20 protein-coding genes are annotated in these 24,067 nt (G+C 39.1%); 14 read left to right on the forward strand and 6 right to left on the reverse strand.

The features are described from left to right. The first annotated feature begins 40 nt into the window (after window positions 1-40). Both coaE and zapD read left to right on the forward strand, forming a co-directional pair. Window positions 41-661, forward strand: a complete 621-nt coding sequence (gene coaE / locus CICURV3402_RS03935) for a dephospho-CoA kinase (protein WP_158379921.1) — start codon at window positions 41-43, stop codon at window positions 659-661. After that, window positions 661-1,413 (forward strand): cell division protein ZapD, encoded by a 753-nt coding sequence (gene zapD, locus CICURV3402_RS03940; RefSeq protein WP_158379922.1) that lies wholly within the window; start codon window positions 661-663, stop codon window positions 1,411-1,413. Before coaE ends, zapD begins: the two co-directional genes overlap by 1 nt. Window positions 1,414-1,564: 151 nt before the next feature. Here the strand turns inward: zapD and tal are convergent, their stop codons facing one another. After that, a complete protein-coding gene (tal, locus tag CICURV3402_RS03945; protein ID WP_158380020.1) occupies window positions 1,565-2,521 on the reverse strand; it encodes a transaldolase in 957 nt (318 codons plus the stop codon). Window positions 2,522-2,837: 316 nt separating this feature from the next. On the opposite strand from tal, the gene rpsL reads away from it, so the two are divergent. From rpsL to rpoC, 12 genes are all read left to right on the forward strand, one after another. Beyond that, the gene (gene rpsL, locus CICURV3402_RS03950; protein ID WP_158367542.1) at window positions 2,838-3,212 is read left to right on the forward strand and encodes a 30S ribosomal protein S12; all 375 of its coding nucleotides are present in this window, start codon (window positions 2,838-2,840) and stop codon (window positions 3,210-3,212) included. A gap of 97 nt (window positions 3,213-3,309) precedes the next feature. Continuing rightward, window positions 3,310-3,780, forward strand: a complete 471-nt coding sequence (gene rpsG / locus CICURV3402_RS03955; RefSeq protein WP_158379924.1) for a 30S ribosomal protein S7 — start codon at window positions 3,310-3,312, stop codon at window positions 3,778-3,780. 130 nt (window positions 3,781-3,910) lie between these two features. After that, window positions 3,911-6,016 (forward strand): elongation factor G, encoded by a 2,106-nt coding sequence (gene fusA / locus CICURV3402_RS03960; protein ID WP_158379925.1) that lies wholly within the window; start codon window positions 3,911-3,913, stop codon window positions 6,014-6,016. An 85-nt stretch (window positions 6,017-6,101) separates the two neighbouring features. Next, complete coding sequence (gene tuf / locus CICURV3402_RS03965) at window positions 6,102-7,286, forward strand: elongation factor Tu (protein ID WP_158379927.1); 1,185 nt, start codon at window positions 6,102-6,104, stop codon at window positions 7,284-7,286. A 77-nt stretch (window positions 7,287-7,363) separates the two neighbouring features. Further along, window positions 7,364-7,747 carry a preprotein translocase subunit SecE gene (gene secE / locus CICURV3402_RS03970; RefSeq protein WP_158379928.1) on the forward strand — a complete coding sequence of 128 codons (384 nt, stop codon included), beginning with the start codon at window positions 7,364-7,366 and terminating at the stop codon, window positions 7,745-7,747. Between the two features lies 1 nt (window position 7,748). Next, complete coding sequence (nusG, locus tag CICURV3402_RS03975; RefSeq protein WP_158379930.1) at window positions 7,749-8,288, forward strand: transcription termination/antitermination protein NusG; 540 nt, start codon at window positions 7,749-7,751, stop codon at window positions 8,286-8,288. Between the two features lie 373 nt (window positions 8,289-8,661). Then, window positions 8,662-9,090 (forward strand): 50S ribosomal protein L11, encoded by a 429-nt coding sequence (gene rplK / locus CICURV3402_RS03980; RefSeq protein WP_158379931.1) that lies wholly within the window; start codon window positions 8,662-8,664, stop codon window positions 9,088-9,090. 4 nt (window positions 9,091-9,094) lie between these two features. Then, window positions 9,095-9,796, forward strand: coding sequence for a 50S ribosomal protein L1 (gene rplA / locus CICURV3402_RS03985; protein ID WP_158379933.1), 702 nt, complete (start codon window positions 9,095-9,097; stop codon window positions 9,794-9,796). Between the two features lie 358 nt (window positions 9,797-10,154). After that, window positions 10,155-10,652 carry a 50S ribosomal protein L10 gene (gene rplJ / locus CICURV3402_RS03990; protein WP_158379934.1) on the forward strand — a complete coding sequence of 166 codons (498 nt, stop codon included), beginning with the start codon at window positions 10,155-10,157 and terminating at the stop codon, window positions 10,650-10,652. 53 nt (window positions 10,653-10,705) lie between these two features. After that, the gene (rplL, locus tag CICURV3402_RS03995; protein WP_158379936.1) at window positions 10,706-11,080 is read left to right on the forward strand and encodes a 50S ribosomal protein L7/L12; all 375 of its coding nucleotides are present in this window, start codon (window positions 10,706-10,708) and stop codon (window positions 11,078-11,080) included. A 431-nt stretch (window positions 11,081-11,511) separates the two neighbouring features. After that, the gene (rpoB, locus tag CICURV3402_RS04000; protein WP_158379937.1) at window positions 11,512-15,537 is read left to right on the forward strand and encodes a DNA-directed RNA polymerase subunit beta; all 4,026 of its coding nucleotides are present in this window, start codon (window positions 11,512-11,514) and stop codon (window positions 15,535-15,537) included. A gap of 264 nt (window positions 15,538-15,801) precedes the next feature. Continuing rightward, complete coding sequence (gene rpoC / locus CICURV3402_RS04005) at window positions 15,802-20,025, forward strand: DNA-directed RNA polymerase subunit beta' (RefSeq protein WP_158379938.1); 4,224 nt, start codon at window positions 15,802-15,804, stop codon at window positions 20,023-20,025. Between the two features lie 273 nt (window positions 20,026-20,298). Here rpoC and CICURV3402_RS06705 read toward each other — a convergent pair whose 3' ends face one another. From CICURV3402_RS06705 to CICURV3402_RS04030, 5 genes are all read right to left on the reverse strand, one after another. Continuing rightward, complete coding sequence (locus CICURV3402_RS06705) at window positions 20,299-20,445, reverse strand: hypothetical protein (RefSeq protein ID WP_235667645.1); 147 nt, start codon at window positions 20,443-20,445, stop codon at window positions 20,299-20,301. Between the two features lie 898 nt (window positions 20,446-21,343). Beyond that, entirely contained in the window at window positions 21,344-21,541 is a 198-nt protein-coding gene (locus CICURV3402_RS04015) for an autotransporter outer membrane beta-barrel domain-containing protein (protein ID WP_158380021.1), read from the reverse strand. 504 nt (window positions 21,542-22,045) lie between these two features. After that, window positions 22,046-22,441: a hypothetical protein gene (locus CICURV3402_RS04020; protein ID WP_158379943.1), complete on the reverse strand. Its 396-nt coding sequence runs from the start codon at window positions 22,439-22,441 to the stop codon at window positions 22,046-22,048. Next, entirely contained in the window at window positions 22,434-22,943 is a 510-nt protein-coding gene (locus tag CICURV3402_RS04025; protein WP_158379944.1) for a hypothetical protein, read from the reverse strand. Before CICURV3402_RS04025 ends, CICURV3402_RS04020 begins: the two co-directional genes overlap by 8 nt. Window positions 22,944-23,355: 412 nt before the next feature. Beyond that, window positions 23,356-24,063, reverse strand: coding sequence for a heme biosynthesis HemY N-terminal domain-containing protein (locus CICURV3402_RS04030; protein ID WP_158379945.1), 708 nt, complete (start codon window positions 24,061-24,063; stop codon window positions 23,356-23,358). Window positions 24,064-24,067: the final 4 nt, after the last annotated feature.

Below are 24,067 nucleotides of genomic sequence, written 5' to 3' on the forward strand. Positions count from 1 at the left end.
AAATTTTTATTTAAATTGCCATTTAATATTGAGAATAATCATGAGCTACATTGTTGCTCTGACAGGTGGTGTGGGGAGTGGAAAAAGTACTGTTTCGGATATTTTTGCAAGCTTGAATGTTTCCTTGATAGATACCGATATTATTGCTCGTCAATTAGTTGAACCAAGGCGTTTTGCATGGAATGCAATCATAAAACGATACGGCTATCATATTCTTTTAGATGATTCCACCCTTAATAGGGTGGCATTACGTCAAAAAGTATTTAATGAGAAAAAAGAAAAAGAATGGCTAAATCGATTATTACACCCACTTATTGAAAAAGAATCGCTGCATCAAATGCAGCAGTCTTCTCAACCCTATTTGATCTGGATCGTGCCTTTATTGTTTGAAAATCATTTACATTACAGGGCAAATCGAATTTTGGTCGCGGATGTCAGTGCTAAAACACAATTACTACGTACCATGAAAAGAGATAATGTCACTCAAGAAGAAGTTAAAAAAATTTTAGCGTCACAGCTTTCTCAAAAGCAGCGCCTCGCGTTAGCTGACGATGTGATTAGCAACAATGGGGGTATTGATAAATTGCCTGCAGTAGTACGATCACTTCACTATCAATACTTAAAACTGGCGTCCTATTTTTCATCAGAGGATTTACATTGATGAGTGATATCAACACAATGATACTTGTTGAACATCCACTCAATGAAAAAATGCGTACTTTGCTTCGTATCGAATATTTATTACAACAATTGTTGTATCAAAAAAATTTCAACAATATTGCATCTGCTTTAACTTTTTTTCGTGCTGCTTCAGATTTAATAGATATACTAGAGCGCTTCGAAATTCGAGGTGATTTATTGAAAAAACTAGAACATCAACAACAAAAATTATCAAATTGGCTCTGTGCACCTAACACAGATAAAGATCTGATTGACTCTTTAATCACAAAATTAGCAGACTGTACGAACGCACTCATATCGGCATCTCGTATTCAAGATCATCTAAAAGAAAATCGCTTAATTATATCGGTTCGACAACGATTAAGTATTGTTGGGGGATGTTGTAGCTTTGATTTGCCGGCATTACATCTATGGCTACATTTACCTGATGAAGATCAAACTCAGTATATTGATCATATCATTCAAACTTTAAAACCTTTACATCATGGACTGATGATGATTTTAGATTTCGTTCGGCAGTCTAGTTCGATCGAGATAGTAAATAGTTTGAATGGATTTTTTAAAGGGAATACAGAAAAAGGGGAGTTATTGAGGTTAGGTATTCCATTAAAACATCGTGTGTATCCGAAAATTTCGGGTCATAAAAACCGTTATGTGATTCATTTTATCCCCTTAGAGCCTGAACAGAGTCGCGCTGTAGATGATTTTTCATTTGAACTGGCATGCTGCTAAATATGCTGAATCTGGAACAGGTTTAAAACGAAAAGATTTACATACGTATGAAGACGCTACGCTTTACAAGATTGGGAATTGAGTTGATTTTTAGGCCATTGGTCAAAAAAATATTAGAAAAATAAAAAGGAAGTTCAATTAAAAAAGCATTTTAATCAAGCAGGTTAGAAATCATACTTTTTAATTTTTCTTGATCTTCTGCAAATTTACGGATGCCCTCAGAGAGTTTCTCAACAGCCATGGGATCCTGATTGTGTTGCCAGTAAAATTCAGATTCTGTAAGGGGTATCGGCTTTTTTTTCACGGTATCCCGAAACACTAACTTCTGTTTCACAGTACCTTGTTGCTCCGATAATTCTTGCAATAAGGCGGGTGAGATCGTTAAGCGGTCACAACCGGCCAATTCTAAAATTTCATCTGTATTACGAAAACTAGCACCCATTACTACGGTTTCATAACCGTGTTTTTTATAATAATAAAAAATTTTATGTACAGATAGAACACCAGGATCTTGAGTAGGTAAAAACTCTTTTGTATCACTATTCTTTTTATACCAGTCAAAAATACGACCAACAAAAGGTGAAATCAAAAAAACGCCTGCCTCTGCACAAGCACGTGCCTGAGCAAAAGAAAATAACAGGGTCAGATTACAACGAATCCCTAATTTCTCTAGGGCTGCAGCAGCACGGATACCTTGCCAAGTCGCAGCCAATTTAATTAAGATACGATCTTTATGAATGTCAGCTTCATGATAAAGTGAGATTAACTTTTGAGCTTTTTCAATACTGGCGTGGATATCATAAGACAGATAAGCATCCACTTCGGTCGAAATACAACCAGGAATCAATTTTAAAATTTCTACCCCAATGTCGACAGCGAGTTTATCGATAGCGTCAATCTGATGTTGTTTGGGATCTGAGCTTTGCCTTTTAGCCCAAGCCACGGATCTATAGATCAAGTGGCGATATGATGGAATTTTTATGGCATTTAAAATTAATGAAGGATTCGTGGTCGTGTCTTCGGGTCGATAAGATTGTATCGCTGAGATATCACCCGTATCCGCCACAATAGTGCTGAATTGGCGTAAAGCTTGTAATTTATTCATTATATTCACACTCTCATTCTTTTACGAGCAACATTTACGAACTATTTTTGTTTGAGTTTTAAGAAAAAAATGTATTTAATATTAACATTTTTAGGCATCAGTGAAATAAATTAATTAAAAATAAGAGGATTGCACAAATAAAACGAGATTAAATAAAAACATTATAAATTAATTTTTTACTTATATTTAAAGTTTTTCTAGATACGATATCTCTCAGATAATCTGTATATTTCTTGACACATTAAAAAGTCAGCAATAAAATTCTGCGTCCTCGTATTTTGCGATGACTTCATACAAAAAATGAGGAGTTCTTTAAAGAATGCCAACAATTACTCAACTGATTCGCAAACAACGCGTCAAGAAGTCTGTGAAGAGCAAGGCTCCTGCACTGGCAGCTTCTCCTCAGAAACGTGGGGTATGTAAACGCGTGTACACCACTACCCCTAGAAAGCCTAACTCTGCAATGCGTAAAGTTTGTACTGTGGTCTTTACTAACGGTTATGAATGTATTTGTTATATCGGCGGTGAGGGTCATAATGTACAGGAACACGGTGTTCTTTTGGTTAAAGGGGGAGGAGTTAAAGATTTGCCCGGTGTTAAATACCACATCGTTCGCGGTGCCCTTGACTGTTCTGGCGTCAAAGATCGTAAACAGGCTCGTTCAAAATATGGTTCAGCAAGGCCAAAGGCTTAATAAGTACTTCGTTAAGTAAGGCCAAACATTTCACTTTCATATCAAAATAAATGTTCAGAGTTTTGGGTAACCCTGAATTAACAACGGAGTTATTTTAATGCCACGTCGTCGTATTGTTGGTCAGCGTAAAATTTTACCAGATCCTAAATTTTCATCTGAATTATTAGCAAAATTTATTAATATCCTGATGGTGAATGGTAAAAAATCCATCTCAGAATCTATAGTATACACTGCGTTGGAAATACTAGTTCAACGTTCTTCTAAAAGTCATCTAGACGCTTTTGAAGCGGCTTTAAACAATGTGCGTCCTACAGTTGAGGTGAAGTCTAGGCGTGTTGGGGGTTCTACCTATCAGGTGCCTATCGAGGTTCGTCCAGTTCGACGTAATGCTTTGGCCATGCGCTGGATTGTAGAAGCAGCCCGTAAACGTGGCGATAAATCTATGGCAGTACGTCTGGCAAATGAATTGGCTGATGCCATGGAAAAAAAAGGGTCTGCTGTAAAAAAATGTGAGGATGTTCACCGTACGGCAGAAGCCAATAAAGCTTTTGCACATTATCGTTGGTAGTGTTTCACTGCCCGAGAATTTTGCTGAATAAGCGTATTTAATATAATAATAAATGAGCAGTAAGTTTCCCTTAAAAATCAGTCAGCGTAGGTGAAGCTCGAAGAGGCTTTTAGGAAAAATAGAGGATAACATGGCCCGTAAAACTCCGATTAAGCACTACCGTAACATCGGTATTAGCGCTCATATCGACGCCGGTAAAACAACGACAACTGAACGTATTTTGTTTTACACCGGTGTTAACCATAAAATTGGTGAAGTTCATGATGGTGCTGCTACCATGGACTGGATGGAGCAAGAGCAAGAACGTGGGATTACGATCACTTCTGCTGCTACCACTGCTTTTTGGTCTGGTATGGCTAAACAGTTTGAGCCTCATCGAATCAATATTATAGATACTCCTGGGCACGTTGATTTTACTATTGAAGTAGAACGTTCGATGCGTGTTTTGGACGGTGCTGTCATGGTCTACTGTGCAGTAGGTGGAGTTCAACCTCAGTCTGAAACTGTATGGCGACAAGCCAATAAATATCGTGTTCCACGTATTGCATTTGTCAATAAAATGGATCGTATGGGCGCTAATTTTTTACGCGTGGTGGAACAAATAAAAACTCGCTTGGCAGCGAATCCTGTTCCTATTCAATTGGCCATAGGTTCGGAAGAAAAATTTACCGGTGTAATTGATCTCGTAAAAATGAAGGCTATTCACTGGAATGAAAAAGATAAAGGTTTAACCTTTGAATATCAGGTTGTGCCTGATGATATGCAGCAACTGGCCGAAAAGTGCCGCCAAAATATGATTGAATCTGCGGCAGAAGCTTCGGAAGAATTAATGGATAAATATTTGGGTGGCGAAGAGTTAACGGAAGAAGAAATAAAGAAAGGCTTACGTCAAAGAGCATTAAAAAATGAAATTATTTTGGTAACATGCGGTTCTGCATTTAAAAACAAAGGTGTGCAGGCAATGCTAGATGCCGTTATAGAATATCTTCCAGCGCCTATCGATGTTGAAGCTATAAAAGGAGTTCTAGATGATAAAGAGACTCCTGCTATACGTCATTCAAAGGACGAAGAACCTTTTGCCGCATTGGCTTTCAAAATTGCAACTGACCCTTTTGTCGGTAATCTGACATTTTTCCGTGTTTATTCTGGTTCTGTGAATTCTGGCGACACTGTATTGAATTCCGTTAAAGGACAAAAAGAACGTATTGGTCGTATCGTACAAATGCATGCTAATAAACGTGAAGAGATTAAAGAAGTGCGTGCAGGTGACATCGCCGCGGCGATTGGTTTGAAAGATGCTACTACTGGCGATACCTTATGTGATTTAGCTCACCCTATTATTTTAGAACGTATGGAATTTCCAGAGCCTGTTATTTCTGTTGCATTGGAGCCACAAACTAAAGCAGATCAAGAAAAAATGGGAATTGCATTAGGTCGTTTGGCAAAAGAAGATCCTTCTTTTCGCGTATGGACGGATGAAGAATCTAGTCAAACCATTATCGCAGGCATGGGCGAACTTCATTTGGATATTTTGGTTGACCGTATGAAACGTGAATTTAACGTAGAGGCTAATGTAGGAAAACCTCAGGTGGCTTATCGTGAAACTATTCTTCATTCAGTTGAACAAGAAGGTAAATTTGTTCGTCAATCAGGTGGTCGTGGTCAATATGGTCATGTTTGGTTACGCATTGAACCTCTGGAACCAGGTGGTAAAGGATATGAATTTTTAAATGAAATTGTCGGGGGTGTGATACCAAAAGAGTATATACCTGCTGTGGATAAAGGGGTACAGGAACAACTAAAAAATGGGGTTCTGGCCGGTTATCCTGTCGTAAATGTGCGGGTTGCCGTTTTTGATGGTTCTTACCACGATGTCGACTCTTCCGAGATCGCTTTTAAAGTTGCAGGGGCTATGGCTTTTAAAGAAGGTTTTATGAAGGCAAAACCTGTACTTCTTGAACCTATTATGAAAATTGAAGTGGAAACACCAGAAGAATACATGGGCGATGTGATTGGCGATTTAAACCGTCGCCGTGGAGTGATTGAAGGTATGGATGATACATCCACAGGCAAAACAATTCGTGTACAGGTTCCTTTATCAGAAATGTTTGGGTATGCTACGGATCTTCGTTCTCAGACCCAAGGGCGAGCATCTTATTCTATGGAGTTTCTACAATACAATGAAGCGCCTGTTAATGTTTCTAAAACCATCATTGAATCACGTAATACTAAGTAAGTTTTAAGATAATATTCAATATCGTATTTTTTCTTCCATGTATAAAAAGCGTTATTAAAGAGCGCAAGAGTTAAGGAATATCACTGTGTCTAAAGAAAAATTTGAACGTATCAAACCACATGTTAATGTGGGAACAATAGGTCATGTTGACCATGGTAAAACAACCTTAACAGCGGCAATTACCACTGTTCTGGCTAAAAAATATGGGGGTAGTGCTAAAGCGTTTGATCAAATTGATAATGCACCAGAAGAAAAAGCCCGGGGCATTACCATCAATACCTCTCACGTTGAATACTCAACTCCAGCTCGCCATTATGCGCATGTCGACTGCCCAGGACATGCTGATTACGTTAAAAACATGATAACAGGTGCTGCGCAGATGGATGGAGCTATTTTAGTCGTGGCTGCTACAGACGGCCCGATGCCCCAAACTCGTGAGCACATTTTGTTAGCACGTCAAGTAGGGGTTCCTTACATTCTTGTTTTCTTAAATAAATGCGACATGGTGGATGATGCAGAGTTATTAGAACTTGTAGAAATGGAGGTAAGGGAACTGTTGTCTCAATATGATTTCCCGGGTGATGATACACCAATAATACAAGGCTCAGCCCTAAAGGCGTTAGAAGGAGATGAGGTATATCAAGAAAAGATTGTAGAGCTGGCAAATGCTCTAGATAAATACATTCCTGAGCCACAACGTGATATTGATAAGCCATTTTTACTGCCCATTGAAGATGTATTCTCTATTTCAGGGCGAGGCACGGTGGTCACAGGTCGTGTAGAAAGAGGAATGATCAAAACTTCAGATTCAGTAGAAATTGTGGGGATTAAAGATACGGTAACAACGACCTGCACAGGAATAGAAATGTTTCGCAAACTGTTAGATGAAGGGCGCGCCGGAGAAAACGTCGGTGTTCTTTTGAGAGGCATTAAGCGAGAAGAGATTGAACGAGGCCAAGTACTGGCGAAACCAGGCTCTATAAAGCCCCATACTAAGTTTGAAGCTGAAGTGTATATTTTAACAAAAGAAGAAGGAGGACGTCATACTCCTTTTTTCAAGGGTTACCGTCCCCAATTTTATTTCCGTACAACAGATGTGACGGGGACAATTGAGCTCCCAGAAGGGGTAGAAATGGTGATGCCTGGCGATAACATTAAAATGATAGTGACTCTGATTAATCCGATTGCAATGGACGACGGTCTCCGCTTTGCTATTAGGGAAGGGGGACGTACCGTAGGCGCGGGGGTAGTTGCTAAAGTTATTAAATAAATTTGATGCAGTTCTTTATAAAGGGGCATCAATCGATGCCCTTTTTTCCTTGGATATACCTTGAAGGACTTGGTTTTATGGGTGCAAATAGCGAAATTAAAAAAAATAAGCCTCGTCTAGATATGGTGAAATGGCTCATTGTTTTTTTACTATTGATAACGGCGATTTTAGGTAATTACTATTACCAAAATGTTAACTTACCGCTACGTGCATTTATCATTGTTATTATTATTTCTATTGCAGGTGGAATTGGACTTCTCACTAAAAAAGGTAAATCGAGTTTAGAATTTGCTCGTGAAGCACGTATAGAAATGCGAAAGGTCATTTGGCCAACTCGTCAGGAGACGCTTCAAACTACTTTAATTGTTGCATTAATAACATTATTGATGTCACTTATTTTATGGGGAATTGATAGTATGTTAGTCCGACTCATTTCCTTTATTACTGGCCTGAGGTTCTAAGATGTCTGAAGTAACGAAAAAACGTTGGTATGTTGTTCAGGCTTTTTCCGGATTTGAAAGCAGAGTAAAGCAATCTTTACATGAACATATTAATTTACATAGCATGGAGGATTATTTTGGCGATGTGATGGTTCCGACAGAAGAGGTCGTTGAAGTCCGCTCTGGGCAACGCCGAAAAAGTGAACGCAAATTTTTTCCAGGCTATGTATTAGTACAAATGATCATGAATGATGCGAGCTGGCATCTCGTACGGAGTGTACCCAGAGTCATGGGTTTTATTGGTGGAATTATGCCTACTCCTATTACTGATAAAGAAGCAGATGCTATCAACAATCGTTTACAACAGACCACAGATAAACCAAGACCAAAAACATTATTTGAACCCGGCGAATTAGTGCGTGTTAATGAAGGCCCTTTCGCTGAATTTAACGGTACTGTCGAAGAAGTCGATTATGAGAAAAGCCGCCTAAAAGTTTCTGTTTCTATTTTTGGTAGAGCAACTCCGGTTGAGCTCGATTTTAGTCAAATAGAAAAAGGGTAACTATTTTTTATTAAAATTTTGGCCAATTTTAAGATATAAATCATCATTTGAATCTTGCCGAAGATATTAAATCACAATACAATTGAGAGCTTTTTATTTTTTAAAATGAGTTCATGGCATTTTTTTTGGCATTAAAAGTAAAAAATTTTTTAATAAAATTCCCGTCAAAATCAAAAAATAATTGGCTGCTCGTTATAAAAAAGCTCAAAATTTATTGAGATGATCAAAGATTTATATAAATACATGGTTATACTCATTTTTTTAAAAACGTACCAAGTCAAATAACATAATTAAATCAACGATTTAATTTATTAAATTTGTAAAGCATGGGGAGCCCCAAAAGGCGCTATAACCCAAATTAAGGAAATTATAAATGGCTAAAAAAATACAGGCTATCGTTAAGCTGCAAGTTGCAGCTGGAATGGCTAACCCAAGTCCCCCGGTCGGACCTGCTTTAGGTCAGCAGGGAGTGAATATTATGGAATTTTGCAAAGCCTTTAATGCGAAGACTGAACTTTTAGAAAAGGGTTTACCAATTCCTGTTGTCATTACTATCTATACTGATCGTTCTTTTACTTTTGAAACTAAAACCGTTCCTTCTGCAGTTTTATTGCTAAAAGCAGTCGGTATTAAATCAGGTTCTCCAAAACCAAATACAAATAAAATAGGTAAAGTCACTAAAACTCAAGTTCGTGAAATTGCGGAAATTAAGCAGTCAGATATGACAGGGGCCAGTATTGATGCAAACATTCAGTCCATATTAGGCACGGCTCGATCTATGGGATTAGAGGTAGAGGAATAATAAAATGTCAAAATTAAGCAAGCGTATGCGTGTTATCCGTGAAAAGACGGATGCTGCTAAGCAATATGATATTGATGATGCCTTCCTTTTGTTAAAAGAGCTCGCCACTGCTAAATTTACAGAAAGTGTTGATGTGGCCGTAAATTTAGGGATTGATGCACGTAAATCTGATCAAAATGTAAGAGGTGCCACTGTTTTGCCGCATGGTACAGGCCGTTCTGTCCGTGTTGCAGTATTTACTCAAGGAGCAAATGTCGAAGCTGCCAACAATGCGGGTGCGGAACTGGTTGGAATGGATGATTTAGCCGCTCAAATTAGAAATGGTGAAATAAATTTTGATGTTGTGATTGCGTCTCCCGACGCAATGCGTGTCGTTGGTCAATTGGGCCAAATTCTTGGCCCACGCGGCTTAATGCCAAACCCAAAAGTAGGGACAGTCACTCCTAATATCGCAGAGGCAGTTACAAATGCTAAGGCAGGACAAATTCGTTATCGTAACGACAAAAACGGTATTATTCACACTACAATTGGCAAAATTGATTTTGATGCTCATAAATTGAAAGAGAATTTGGAAGCTCTTATTTCCGTATTAAAAAAAGCCAAGCCAGCTACAGCAAAAGGGCTGTATATCAAAAAAATTAGCTTATCAACCACTATGGGGGCAGGTCTGATGATTGATCAAAGTGCTTTGTCTTCTCTTATTTAACCTTGAGTGATTTTTATTATTTGTGCTCAATGTCAAGAAAAATAAATTTTAGAGCTATCGTTATTAATGCAAGATGTGGGTTAAAGTTCGATGCTAATGTAACCTTAGCTATCCACATTAAGTAATTGTATTTTCAGCTGAAGCTTTATTTATTAAAGCCTCCGTTCAAGATCGCTAGGTGCACAAAAAAGTGCTTAATTTCCTGCGTAAACGGTGACAGAGAAGCCATAAAAAGATAAATTTTATTTTTTGCTCAATTCTGTTCACCATGTTTCAGAACCTGTGCGAGGTTCTTTTTTTAATGAACCTCAAGTGATGTCAATGTCGGGTTCCCCGCCTAAATTAGGAGCAAAAATTAATGCCATTAAATCTTCAAGATAAAAAAGCCATTGTTGATGAGGTCAAAAAGATTGCTAAAGGCGCACTTTCTGCTGTAGTTGCTGATACTCGAGGGGTGCCTGTTTCTAAAATGACAGGCCTACGTAAAGCAGCTCGGGCGGCAGGTGTATACATGCGTGTGGTTCGCAATACTTTAATGCGTCGCGTTGTTGTCAGTACTGATTTTGAATGCTTGCAAGACACCTTTGTGGGCCCAACTTTGATTGCATTCTCTACTGAACACCCTGGTGCCGCGGCCCGTTTGTTTAAAGAATTCGCCAAACTCAATAAAGAATTTGAAATAAAAGCTGCGGCTTTTGAAGGCACTCTGATTCCCGTATCAGATATTGATCGTTTAGCCACCTTACCTACTTATGAGGAGGCAATTGCGCGATTTATGGCAACATTAAAAGAAGCTTCTGTAGGCAAGCTTGTTCGAACACTCGTGGCTTTAAAAGCAAAAAGAGAAACTATTTAACCAATTTTTACTTTTATCTATTCAACATAGATTCAATTTTAGGAATACTTTTTATGTCTATTGATCAAAAAAAACTTGTAGATATTACTAATTCTATTAAAGAAATGACCATTACAAACGTATTAGATCTAATCTCAATCATGGAAAAAGAATTTGGCGTTTCTGCAGGGGCAGCTGTTGCTGTTGCAGCTCCCCCTGCAGAGGTAGTTGAAGAAAAAACAGAATTTGACGTTATATTGAAATCCTTCGGTGAAAATAAAGTAGCTGTGATTAAAGCGGTACGTGGTGCGACAGGCTTAGGCTTAAAAGAGGCAAAAGAATTGGTCGAAGCTGCTCCAAAAAATGTGAAAGAGGGTATTAATAAAGAAGAAGCAGAAAGCTTGAAAAAAACGCTCGAAGCAGCCGGTGCTGATGTTGATATTAAATAAAAATCAATATTCGATACGCTAAAATCTTATAGTGCAAGGAATGTTAAACGCAATGTTCTTCAGAAAGCCTCGATAGTTCATTAAATGAATACAGGGTGTTCGTCGTTAAAAATGTGAAGCAATCCTTGTCATTGAAGGCGTCTATTACCTATAACTTGACGTATTTTAAGATCAACAGCCATCCTGAATTGAAGAAATATGATGGGCATCAAGTATTCGCAGAGTGATAGGAAACATTAAAAGACATATTGTCAATATTTCATTGACAGTTATCTAAAAAATCGTGTTGTATAAATCGCCCTTTTAAAGCATTCGTTAAACATTTTTTGTGATAGCACGAATAAAAACCATTTTGTCTGTGTTGCAATGAAAAATTTTATTCATTGCCTTAAAGGGGCAGACTAGGTCATTGAAAGCGAGCTGAGGAACCTATGGTCTACTCCTATACCGAGAAAAAACGGATTCGTAAAAATTTTGGAAAGCGTCCACAGGTATTAGATATACCTTATCTGCTTTCTATCCAGCTCGATTCGTTTCAAAAATTTATCGAGCAAGATCCAAAAGGGCAACAAGGTCTAGAAGCTGCATTTCGTTCTGTTTTTCCTATTCAGAGTTACAGTGCTTACTCTGAATTACAGTATGTCAACTATCGTCTTGGTGAACCTGTATTTGACGTTAAAGAATGCCAAATTCGCGGGGCAACTTACTCTGCACCTTTACGAGTTAAACTACGCCTCGTTGTTTATGAAAAAGAAGCGCCAGAAGGTACAATTAAAGACATCAAAGAACAAGAGGTCTATATGGGAGAAATTCCACTGATGACTGAAAATGGTACTTTTATTGTTAACGGTACTGAAAGGGTGGTGGTCTCTCAGTTACATCGTAGCCCCGGTGTTTTTTTTGACAGCGATAAAGGTAAAACACATTCATCGGGCAAAGTTCTTTACAATGCAAGAGTGATTCCTTATCGCGGATCTTGGTTGGATTTAGAGTTTGATCCAAAAGATAATCTATTTGTACGTATTGACCGTCGCCGTAAACTCCCTGCAACAATCATTTTACGCGCATTGGATTATACTACCACTGACATTTTGAATTTATTTTTTGAAAAAGTACGCTTTAAAATTTGTAACGACAAATTAGAAATGAATTTAGTTCCAGAACGTCTTCGTGGTGAAACAGCTTCTTTTGATATTCAAATCAATGGCAAAATTTATGTTGAAAAGGGTCGCCGTGTTACTGCTCGCCATATTCGTCAACTTAATAAAGACAAAATTCAGTGTATTGAAGTCCCTATCGAATACATTATTGGTAAAGTTGTCGCACAAGATTATATCGATGAAAATACAGGTGAATTGATATGTTCTGTTAATACAGAACTTTCATTTGATTTGTTGTCTAAACTCAGCCAAGCCGGTCATCAGCAAATTGAAACCATATTCACTAATGATTTAGATCATGGAGATTATATCTCTCAAACTTTAAAGGTTGATCCTACCACCGATCGCCTAAGTGCTTTGGTTGAAATTTATCGTATGATGCGTCCAGGCGAACCTCCAACACGTGAAGCAGCTGAAAATTTATTCGAAAATTTATTCTTTTCCGAAGAGCGTTATGACTTATCCGCAGTGGGTAGAATGAAATTTAATCGATCATTATTACGTGATGAAATCGAAGGATCAGGCATTTTAAGTAAAGAAGATATTACTGAAGTAATGAAAAAATTGATTGGCATTCGTAATGGTAAAGGTGAAATTGACGATATTGATCATCTAGGTAATCGTCGTATCCGTTCTGTTGGCGAAATGGCAGAGAATCAGTTTCGTATCGGTTTAGTGCGTGTTGAAAGAGCGGTTAAAGAACGTCTTTCTTTAGGCGATCTCGATACCCTAATGCCACAAGATATGATCAACGCTAAGCCCATTTCTGCGGCAGTCAAAGAATTTTTTGGCTCTAGCCAGCTCTCTCAATTTATGGATCAAAATAATCCATTATCTGAAATTACACATAAGCGACGTATTTCTGCTTTAGGTCCAGGTGGATTGACGCGAGAACGAGCAGGTTTTGAAGTTCGAGATGTTCATCCTACCCATTACGGTAGAGTTTGTCCTATTGAAACGCCTGAAGGTCCAAACATCGGTTTAATTAACTCTTTATCTGTGTATGCGTGCACGAACGAATACGGTTTTTTAGAAACACCCTATCGAAGTGTACATGAAGGTGCAGTCACCAATGAAATTCATTATTTATCCGCCATCGAAGAAGGCAACTTTGTTATCGCCCAGGCGAACTCAAATCTAGATGATAACGGTTACTTTATTGAAGATTTAGTAACGTGCCGTAATAAAGGTGAATCGAGCTTGTTTAGCAAAGAACAAGTCGACTATATGGATGTTTCAACGCAACAGATTGTCTCTGTAGGGGCGTCTTTAATTCCATTCCTAGAACACGATGATGCTAACCGTGCTCTCATGGGTGCGAACATGCAACGCCAAGCTGTTCCTACTTTACGTGCGGATAAACCTTTGGTTGGTACAGGTATGGAACGCGCTGTGGCTGTTGATTCAGGTGTCACTTGCGTTGCTCGGCGAGGAGGCAGTGTTCAGTATGTCGATGCATCTCGTATTGTTATAAAGGTCAATGAAAACGAAATGCATCCAGGTGAAGCCGGGATTGATATTTACAATCTCAACAAATATACGCGTTCCAATCAAAATACCTGCATTAACCAAATACCATGTATCAATCTAGGGGAACTAGTTGAACGAGGTAATGTACTTGCCGACGGCCCTTCAACAGATTTAGGTGAACTTGCATTAGGCCAAAATATGCGAGTGGCTTTCATGCCTTGGAATGGATATAACTTTGAAGACTCAATCTTGGTTTCTGAACGCGTTATGCAAGAAGATCGTTTTACCACTATTCAAATTCAAGAATTGGCTTGTATTTCTCGTGATACCAAATTAGGTTCTGAAGAGGTCACCGCAGACATTCCTAACGTTGGAGAATCCGCGCTGTCTAAACTGGACGAATCCGGAATTGTATACATAGGTGCAGAAGTCAATGGTGGTGATATTTTAGTAGGTAAAGTTACGCCTAAAGGTGAAACTCAATTAACTCCAGAAGAAAAATTGCTGCGGGCCATTTTTGGAGAGAAAGCATCTGATGTAAAAGATTCTTCTTTACGTGTACCTAATGGTGTTTCTGCTACTGTGATTGATGTACAAATTTTCACAAGAGATGGTGTAGAAAAAGACAAACGTGCATTAGAAATTGAAGAAATGGAGCTAAAAAAAGTCAAAAAAGATCTCTCCGAAGAATTTAAAATTCTAGAAGCGGCTTTATTTGGGCGCATCAAAGCGGTTCTTATTTCTGGAGGTATCACATCTGAAAAACTAAGTCGATTACCTTGTGAGCGGTGGTTGGAATTGCCTCTTTCTGAAGAACAAAAACAAGAGCAGCTCGAGAAATTAGCCGAACAATACGATGAAATGAAAGCTGGGTTTGATAAAAAAATGGAAGTGAAACGCCGAAAAATTACCCAAGGTGATGATTTGGCTCCAGGGGTCCTTAAAATTGTTAAAGTTTATTTGGCGGTCAAACGTCAGATTCAGCCAGGCGATAAAATGGCGGGCCGCCATGGCAATAAAGGTGTTATTTCTAAAATCAATCCTGTAGAAGATATGCCTTATGATGAAGAAGGCAATCCAGTCGATATTGTATTAAGTCCATTAGGTGTTCCTTCACGAATGAATATTGGTCAAATTTTAGAGACCCATTTAGGGATGGCTGCTAAGGGGATTGGAAACAAAATCAATGAAATGCTAAAAAAGAATGAACGTGTCTCTAAGCTGCGTAAATTTATTCAAAAAGCCTATGATCTCGGGGACGGCATTTGTCAAACAGTAGATTTAAGTACTTTTTCCGACAAAGAAATATTGTCTTTAGCTGAGAACCTGAAAAAAGGCATGACTATTGCAACCCCTGTTTTTGATGGTGCCAAAGAAAAAGAAATTAAACAATTGTTAAAATTGGCAAATCTCCCTACTTCTGGTCAAATTAATTTGTTTGATGGGAGAACCGGTGAACAATTTGAGCGCCCTGTGACAGTCGGTTATATGTACATGCTCAAATTAAATCATCTCGTGGATGATAAAATGCACTCTCGTTCTACCGGCTCTTACAGTCTGGTGACTCAACAGCCTCTGGGGGGTAAAGCGCAATTTGGCGGGCAACGGTTTGGTGAAATGGAAGTCTGGGCACTAGAAGCCTATGGTGCTGCTTACACATTACAAGAGATGCTTACAGTGAAATCCGATGACGTCAATGGGCGCACCAAGATGTATAAAAATATTGTTGATGGTAATCACCGTATGGAGGCGGGTATACCCGAATCCTTTAACGTACTTTTAAAGGAAATTCGTTCGCTCGGAATTAATATTGAATTAGAAGAATAAATTTATTAGACCTTTTGCAAAACTCGGAGAGGGCTTTTGATTCAAGATACCGGGAGCTCATGTATCTTCGTTTACATAGAGTACATCAAAATACCCAGCACCGCCCAATACTAAAGCTACAAGTCTAAGGTCGATTTTGTAAAAGGTCTTTTTGTTAGAGCGTAGGCTTTTAAATTTTAAAGATACGATCAGTGCGTTAGTTACAGTTGCATTCAAGCTTAGGTTTGGGTATTTCTCAGTCTTAACTCCGACAGGGGCCAATACGTGAAAGATTTAATAAAATTTATTAAGGCACAAAATAAAACTGAAGAGTTTGATGCAATTAAAATTGCCTTGGCATCTCCAGATATGATTCGTTCGTGGTCATTTGGTGAAGTTAAAAAACCAGAGACCATTAATTACCGTACCTTTAAGCCGGAACGGGATGGGCTTTTTTGTGCCCGTATCTTTGGCCCGGTGAAAGATTATGAGTGTTTATGTGGCAAGTATAAGCGTTTAAAACATCGTGGGGTCATTTGTGAAAAATGTGGTGTCGAAGTGACACAAACCAAAGTACGTCGCGATCGTATGGGCCATATCGAGTTGGCTTCACCCACTGCACATATCTGGTTTTTAAAATCCTTACCGTCTCGTATTGGCCTTTTATTAGATATTCCTTTACGTGACATCGAGCGTGTATTGTATTTTGAATCCTATATTGTGGTTGAAGGTGGTATGACCAACCTTGAACGTCGGCAAATTCTTACCGAAGAACAATATTTAGATGCACTTGAAGAATTTGGTGATGAATTTGATGCAAAAATGGGGGCAGAAGCCATCCAGCTTCTTCTCAAAAATTTAGATTTAAAAGCAGAATGTCAGCTTTTACGAGAAGAATTGAATGAAACAAATTCTGAAACAAAACGCAAAAAATTAACGAAACGTATCAAATTGTTGGAAGCCTTTATTCAATCTGGTAATAAACCTAAATGGATGGTGCTTACCGTCTTACCTGTATTACCCCCAGACTTGCGTCCATTGGTACCTTTAGACGGAGGGCGCTTTGCAACTTCTGATCTCAATGATCTTTATCGCAGGGTCATCAATCGTAATAACCGATTAAAACGTCTTCTTGATTTAGCGGCTCCTGAAATTATCGTGCGTAATGAAAAACGGATGTTACAAGAATCGGTTGACGCTCTTCTAGATAACGGCCGTCGTGGGCGGGCTATTATGGGCTCCAACAAACGCCCATTGAAATCTTTGGCAGACATGATTAAAGGAAAGCAAGGACGTTTTCGGCAAAATTTATTAGGTAAACGTGTGGATTACTCAGGCCGTTCTGTTATTACGGTTGGACCTTATTTACGCTTGCATCAATGTGGGTTGCCAAAAAAAATGGCACTTGAGCTATTCAAACCTTTTATTTATGGAAAGCTTGAGTTACATGGTTATGCGACTACCATTAAAGCTGCTAAAAAAATGGTAGAGCGTGAAGAAGCAGTTGTATGGGATATTTTAGACGACGTTATTCGTGAACATCCTGTATTGCTCAATCGTGCGCCTACATTACACCGTCTAGGCATTCAGGCATTTGAGCCTATTTTAATTGAAGGCAAAGCCATTCAGCTACATCCTCTAGTTTGCGCGGCTTACAACGCAGATTTTGATGGCGATCAAATGGCCGTACATGTCCCCCTAACTCTAGAAGCACAGCTTGAAGCACGTGCCCTGATGATGTCGACCAACAATATTTTATCGCCTGCTAATGGTGAGCCTATTATAGTGCCTTCTCAAGACGTTGTTTTGGGCCTTTACTACATGACTCGCGACTGTGTTAACGCCAAAGGGGCAGGCATGCTTTTAAGAAGCCCTAGAGAAGCAGAGCTGGTATATCGTTTAGGCCTCGCTTCTTTACATGCGAAGGTCAAAGTTCGCATTTCTGAAGAAATCAGGAACACGGAAGGAGATTTTGTTTCGCAAACAACCTTGATGGATACAACTATTGGGCGGGCTATTTTATGGATGATTGTACCTAAAGGTTTAGCTTATTCTATGGTCAATCAACCTTTAAATAAAAAAAGTATCTCAAAAATGTTAAACAGTTGTTATCGTATTTTAGGATTAAAATCTACGGTGGTTTTCGCAGATAAAATCATGTATACCGGTTTTGCTTATGCTGCGCGATCAGGGGTTTCTGTTGGAATCGACGACATGGTGATTCCGATTAAAAAAGCAGAAATTATTTCGGAAGCCGAATCAGAAGTAGCGGAAATACAGGAGCAATTTCAGTCAGGTTTAGTCACAGCAGGTGAACGTTATAATAAAGTCATCGATATTTGGGCAGCGGCTAATGAACGTGTTGCCAAAGCGATGATGAAAAATCTGTCTGTTGAAAACGTACTAAACCGTGAGGGTGTCGAAGAGCAACAGGTGTCTTTTAACAGCATATTCATGATGTCTGATTCAGGCGCAAGAGGGTCTGCAGCTCAAATTCGGCAATTAGCAGGCATGCGTGGCTTAATGGCAAAACCAGATGGCTCTATTATTGAAACCCCGATTACAGCTAATTTCCGTGAAGGCTTAAACGTACTGCAATACTTTATTTCGACGCATGGTGCGCGTAAGGGATTGGCTGATACGGCCTTGAAAACAGCGAATTCCGGTTATCTAACGAGGCGTTTGGTCGATGTTGCACAAGATTTGGTAATCACTGAAGATGACTGTGGAACACATGACGGTATTTTAATGACACCGGTTATTGAAGGAGGAGACGTTAAAGAGCCCCTAAGAGAGCGTGTATTAGGCAGAGTAACTGCAGAAGAAGTCTTGAAACCAGGAAGGGCAGATATCTTAATTCCACGTAATACTTTACTGAGTGAAAAATACTGTGATCTACTAGAAGAGCACTCAGTAGATAGTGTCAAAGTTCGTTCAGTCGTCAGTTGTGAAACTGATTTTGGTGTTTGCGCTCATTGTTATGGACGAGATCTCGCTCGGGGTCATATCATCAATAAGGGAGAAGCAGTGGGTGTTATTGCCGCGCAATCTATCGGTGAACCAGGGACTCAGCTCACGATGCGTACTTTCCACATAGGAGGGGCAGCATCCAGAGCAGCGGCAGAATCTAGTATTCAAGTCAAAATCAAAGGAAATCTGAAGTTAGGAAATGCCAAATTCGTGATGAATGCTTCAGGTAAACTAGTCATCACTTCTCGTAATACCGAATTGAAATTACTCGATGATTTTGGGCGTACCAAAGAAAGCTACAGAGTGCCTTATGGTGCAGTCATGGCTAAAGGTGATGGAGCGGAGGTAAATTCTGGAGAAACAGTGGCCAACTGGGATCCTCACACTATGCCTGTCATCACCGAAGTCAGTGGCTTCATTCGCTTTGCGGACATGGTCGATAGTCAAACCATTATCAGACAAACAGATGAGCTCACAGGGCTATCATCCCTGGTTGTGCTTGATAGTTCAGAGCGTATCGGAAGTGGGAAAGATTTACGACCTGCATTAAAAATAGTAGATGCCGAAGGTAAAGGCGTCTTGATCCCAGGTACGGATATACTGGCTCAATATTTCTTACCGGGTAAAGCGATTGTGCAATTAGAAGATGGTATTCAAATTACTGCTGGCGACACCTTGGCCCGTATTCCTCAAGAATCTGGTGGTACTAAAGACATCACAGGGGGGCTTCCAAGGGTGGCAGATTTATTTGAAGCGCGCCGACCAAAAGAGCCTGCTATTTTAGCTGAAATCAGCGGTATTATTTCCTTCGGTAAAGAAACGAAAGGCAAACGTCGTTTAGTAATTTCACCTTTGGATGGAAGCGATGTCTATGAAGAGATGATCCCAAAATGGCGTCAACTCAACGTCTTTGAGGGAGAGGTTGTTGAACGTGGTGATGTCGTATCTGATGGCCCAGAATCCGCCCATGATATTCTTCGTCTGAGAGGGGTACATGCTGTCACTCGTTATATTACTAATGAAGTACAAGAGGTCTATCGTCTTCAGGGAGTTAAAATAAACGACAAGCATATTGAAGTGATTGTGCGACAGATGCTACGAAAAGTAACCATAGTGAGCTCAGGTAGTACGGACCTTCTAGAGGGTGAACAAGTTGAAGTATCAAGCGTTAAGCTTGTAAATCGTAAGCTTGAATCTGAGGGTAAGATCCCTGCTATTTACATGCATGATTTATTGGGGATCACAAAAGCCTCTTTGGCAACAGAGTCCTTTATTTCGGCTGCCTCCTTTCAAGAAACCACTAGAGTACTCACAGATGCGGCGGTATCAGGTAAAAGAGACGGACTTCGTGGTTTAAAAGAGAATGTTATTGTGGGCCGTTTAATTCCCGCTGGTACTGGTTATGCTTACCATCAGAATCGTAAGCAGCAAAAACAAAAAGAAGAAAAATGGGGATCAGATGCTCTGCAAATCAGTGCCGATGAAGCGAGTGCTCACTTGGCTGAATTACTGAATGCAGGGTTTAATCAGTCTAACTAGAAATACTCGGCTCATTATAAAAAACGAGTGTTTTACCGATTTTTTATTTATTTTTTTCGTGAAACCTCATATCGATAGCATTTAGCTTTTCTAGAAAAATCCCTCGATTGAATCGAGGGATTTTTTATTAACGCAACTCAACTTTATTTTAAAATGATATTGAACGCCCATCACCCCTTGAGTATCTTTGTATCTTTTTTTGCCTATTTCATGCGCCACATGTCCCCACAAATATAAATACCCATTCATTTTCGCTGCTACTCCGGTTTTGAATTAAGCGATATGACGGTTGCCCTGAATCTCATGTCTTGAGTCGTTCATGCGGATGGCCACGTGTTCGAGATTATGTATCCAATTCGGTTCAACAAAAGGTTCAAACTCGCGATATTTCCCTTCATCCTGTAGGCTGTGCCCAAGCAAATGCACACGTAAACCAATCCAGGTTTTGAGATGTCCGCTTAGACCGTCACCAGGATGCCGTTGGTTTCAGTGTCAGTCCTGCGGTTTGACGTCCATCCAAGTTAGCTGGGCGGTGGGCTGGACCCAAAAAGAGTGAAATATGCCAGAGCGTGAGAGAACCTACGCGACCGTAAAGGAATATCCGCTCTATACCGCTGCGCTTAACCTCCTGTTTTTGTACAACTCGGTGGGCGCTCTTTCCTGTACGGCATTATCAAATCAGTGATAAAGCGCCCAGGTATCGATGTCAAACGAGAAGCGGTGTCGTTGCTCTTATACCAGGTAGCATAGGTCCGTTCTCTATGCTGGAGCCTATGACTTTTCCTTGGGAGGATAAATCGCTGTTATCGTGATGGGCGTCGGTGTGATAGCCTTGTCTATATTCGTCCAAAATCCTACATGGTAAGGTAATTGTTCAGGCCGTCTGAAGACCACTGCGATGTCTCCGTCGCGCATTATAACATAGCGGTGAGATTGCATGCGGATGCCTGATATGTAGCTGGTATGATGACCTCCTATGTCCCTTATCCAGATGGCGTAGGTCGGCCTTTCGCTTGCTAGCAGCATGTATACTAAATTTTTCCCAGACGTTCATGTAACGTCATTTGAAACATCGTATTAGACGCGTGAAGATTGTGGCATAGCTTAGGATCTCAGGTCCGAAGTGTACTTGAAATAACAGGAGCAGAAGGAAGACGAGCAGAAGGAGAGAGAATTATTGGGGACCTCAGGTCTGTAAGAGACCAGATAGCATCTGGTTTCATCTCTTCCAGATTAACTACCTTTTTCAGGTAGTAATAATAAGCCACTGCAACAAGACGCCCGTCTTGAATCAATCTTCCCTCAGATTCTTTTTCTTTTATCTCAGTGATTTTACTCCCCCTTTTGTTTGTGCCTTTTCACCGCAAAAATTGTTCACTTTAATAAAGGTGGTTTCTTTTGAGTTGTTGTTTATAATCCATCTATCTGTGGGAGAATCATCACTTCTTAAGCGTGTATTAAAGATTATTGTTCTATTGTTACCGCGATAATCGTTTGTTGTTATTGTATTAAAAATGTTGTTCTAAGATGTAAATGTAATATTTTTCATTTTTTAACTATTGTAAAATGGGATGACCTGCGACCAACCAGGTTCTAGTAGGGTCGACGAATAAATTAGTCGCCTTGAACCACTCATTTAACTGACTCTAATTTGATAAATTTACAGTGGCTTTGCTGACATTGTCCAATAAAAGATTACTGTACAGTTTTGTTTGTTTCACCTCCAAATTAATCTCTCAATTATAAACGACATTCAGGGCGTATCCACTTCCGGGAGGGGAGGCAATTACATTGTTTAGAACAACTGGGATGGCTCCACCTTTTGACAGAATGAGATCAGCGCCAGCCTTTAAGGAATTCCCTTTAATTTAAAGTACACTCTCTCTTTTTTCTTCAGAGTCTGTGGGTTCTCCATAAACAATTGCTGCATCTGTTTTTGTTTTTTCGATATGAGAATCATTGATTTTTAATCTACTGTTATGGAACAGCCTTAGTGCATGAGACAATGCGCCTGTGGTAGTCACGCTGCTGTTTTCATCAATCTTATTGCCCCACTTTGAATTGTGATAGCTCCGATGTCGTTGCTATGGATGTTTATTATCAGTTGATTGGCCATTAAATTTGAATGAGCCCCCTTTGTCGACATGTCGTCAACATTATTCCCTGTGACGGTAATCGCGCTACCTTCGTATATAATGCCAGTTGCGCCGATAGAGACCCTGACACCGGCGGGAGATTTAACACCGCTGCATTTTTTAGCATTCATTGTTGTTGTCATTTCATTCATCTCACAATTTGTTCCATGTCCGCTGGCCAAAAAACCGTAAATATTGTCTTCCTTATCGGTAATATTGTTGCTACCTTTAAAAATTACTTTTTCCCTATTTTTTGCCTTGACAGCAATATTTTTAATCATTCACATTGATATCTATCTTATTGATGGCCAGGGTTGTGTTTTTTCCCTTAGATAAAATGCCGATAAATTTTTTCTCTTCTCCGGTAATGGTGATATTATTGATATATACATTTGCACCGTCGAACACTTTGACACCATGAGAATTTTCTTTTGTTGGTGCAATATCGATTTTATTTGAAACAATATTGGTGCCTAGTTTTAAGGCGTAAAAACCAGACAGATTAGAATCTTTGCCGATAATGATGTTATTGTTAATGGTTATATCTACTTTTTCTGTCGTCATGATACCGTAATTAAAATCTATTCCTGTGATATGAATTTTATCTGCATAAATTTTTGTGTTTTTATCAGAGGCAGATAACCCAGCAATCACATTTTTAACTGGGATTTGAATCGGTTCATCCTCTCCCTCTTTCAAGGTTAAAGTGCAAGCATCAGACACGTTAATTGCATCATATTCAACAGTGAATAGTGATACTTTTAGAGCCCCTTCATTTATCACTTTAGCTTGGTTTGTTATTTCTATCCCTTTAGGGTACTAGATCTTATCTGTCAGTATTGTATCTTCTTCAAAAATCTCTGTTTCGGAAAAACCGGGGATAATTTGTATCATAAGGGTAAGCACATAAAGTGTTATGGTGTGTTTTGCTATTTTTTAATACCGAATAATGTTAACTACATTTAATGGGTCTCTCCGTTTGTTTATAGGTGATGAGGCAGGAGGTGAGAAAGTTAAAATTGATAAAGTGATTCTGAATTCATTATTCATGTTTTTATTTTTTGTAATTATTTTACAAACGTGAGCCTAGTGATCTTTCTAACTGATACCCAGATTAAACTTAAGTAGGTGATGAACAGATTTAATCAGATTTTAAACGCGGTTTTAAATCTGAAATAGTGGTTGTAGGTAGGCTTTAATGAAGCGTTTTTTCCAGTGCCTGTATTTCGTTTTCTGGGTGCAATCGTATTTTTCGCATTACTGGTAAAATTTTTAGCAAAGAAGGATAAGATTTTGTTTGTAAAAAAATTTTCTCGGCCAAACGTAATACTTCAGGATGTTCTGGAGCTTTTTTTAAGAGGGGATAAATACCGATTTGTGCCAAATCAATCTCTCCTCGGCTGAGCTGAATACGAACGCGAGTGATATTAAGTGTCAATTGATTTTTTTCTGCCTGTTTTCCCCCTGTAATTTTTTTTTTTATATATTGCTCTGCTTGAGTAAGATATTGGTCACTATCGGCATAACGGCTTTCTTTTTCAGCGGCCATCGCAGTGAGTAAATAGTTGAATATTGGGTTTTCTGCCTTTTTTATCTGAGACATCAGTTTCTTTTCTACCTTTTGAAAATCTCCCTCCAGAAATTTTATCAAGGCTTCTTTTTCTTGTGTTAGCGATTGTTGATGGATAAACCTACGCCGAAAATTAAAGATACTCTTTAAAAATTGCATAATAAAAAAGAAAAAAAGGAAAAAAGCGCCTAATAAAATGATCATCCCTGTTACTGTGGTTTCAATATCATAATGATCGACCCGGATGAGCACGTATCCTGGATCTGAGGGGAAAAAAAGAAAGCTAACAATGCAGACCAAAGGAAAAAATACTGACAGTAAAATACGCCGCATTTTT

The organism is Candidatus Williamhamiltonella defendens, assembly GCF_900699045.1.
Taxonomy (GTDB): Bacteria; Pseudomonadota; Gammaproteobacteria; order Enterobacterales; family Enterobacteriaceae; genus Hamiltonella; species Hamiltonella defensa_A.

Coding starts and splice junctions, on each gene's coding strand:
- coaE (WP_158379921.1), top strand. CDS start 41: ATGAGCTACATTGTTGCTCTGACAGGTGGTGTGGGGAGTGGAAAAAGT.
- zapD (WP_158379922.1), top strand. CDS start 661: ATGAGTGATATCAACACAATGATACTTGTTGAACATCCACTCAATGAA.
- rpsL (WP_158367542.1), top strand. CDS start 2,838: ATGCCAACAATTACTCAACTGATTCGCAAACAACGCGTCAAGAAGTCT.
- rpsG (WP_158379924.1), top strand. CDS start 3,310: ATGCCACGTCGTCGTATTGTTGGTCAGCGTAAAATTTTACCAGATCCT.
- fusA (WP_158379925.1), top strand. CDS start 3,911: ATGGCCCGTAAAACTCCGATTAAGCACTACCGTAACATCGGTATTAGC.
- secE (WP_158379928.1), top strand. CDS start 7,364: ATGGGTGCAAATAGCGAAATTAAAAAAAATAAGCCTCGTCTAGATATG.
- nusG (WP_158379930.1), top strand. CDS start 7,749: ATGTCTGAAGTAACGAAAAAACGTTGGTATGTTGTTCAGGCTTTTTCC.
- rplK (WP_158379931.1), top strand. CDS start 8,662: ATGGCTAAAAAAATACAGGCTATCGTTAAGCTGCAAGTTGCAGCTGGA.
- rplA (WP_158379933.1), top strand. CDS start 9,095: ATGTCAAAATTAAGCAAGCGTATGCGTGTTATCCGTGAAAAGACGGAT.
- rplJ (WP_158379934.1), top strand. CDS start 10,155: ATGCCATTAAATCTTCAAGATAAAAAAGCCATTGTTGATGAGGTCAAA.
- rplL (WP_158379936.1), top strand. CDS start 10,706: ATGTCTATTGATCAAAAAAAACTTGTAGATATTACTAATTCTATTAAA.
- rpoB (WP_158379937.1), top strand. CDS start 11,512: ATGGTCTACTCCTATACCGAGAAAAAACGGATTCGTAAAAATTTTGGA.
- CICURV3402_RS04020 (WP_158379943.1), bottom strand. CDS start 22,441: ATGATTAAAAATATTGCTGTCAAGGCAAAAAATAGGGAAAAAGTAATT.
- CICURV3402_RS04030 (WP_158379945.1), bottom strand. CDS start 24,063: ATGCGGCGTATTTTACTGTCAGTATTTTTTCCTTTGGTCTGCATTGTT.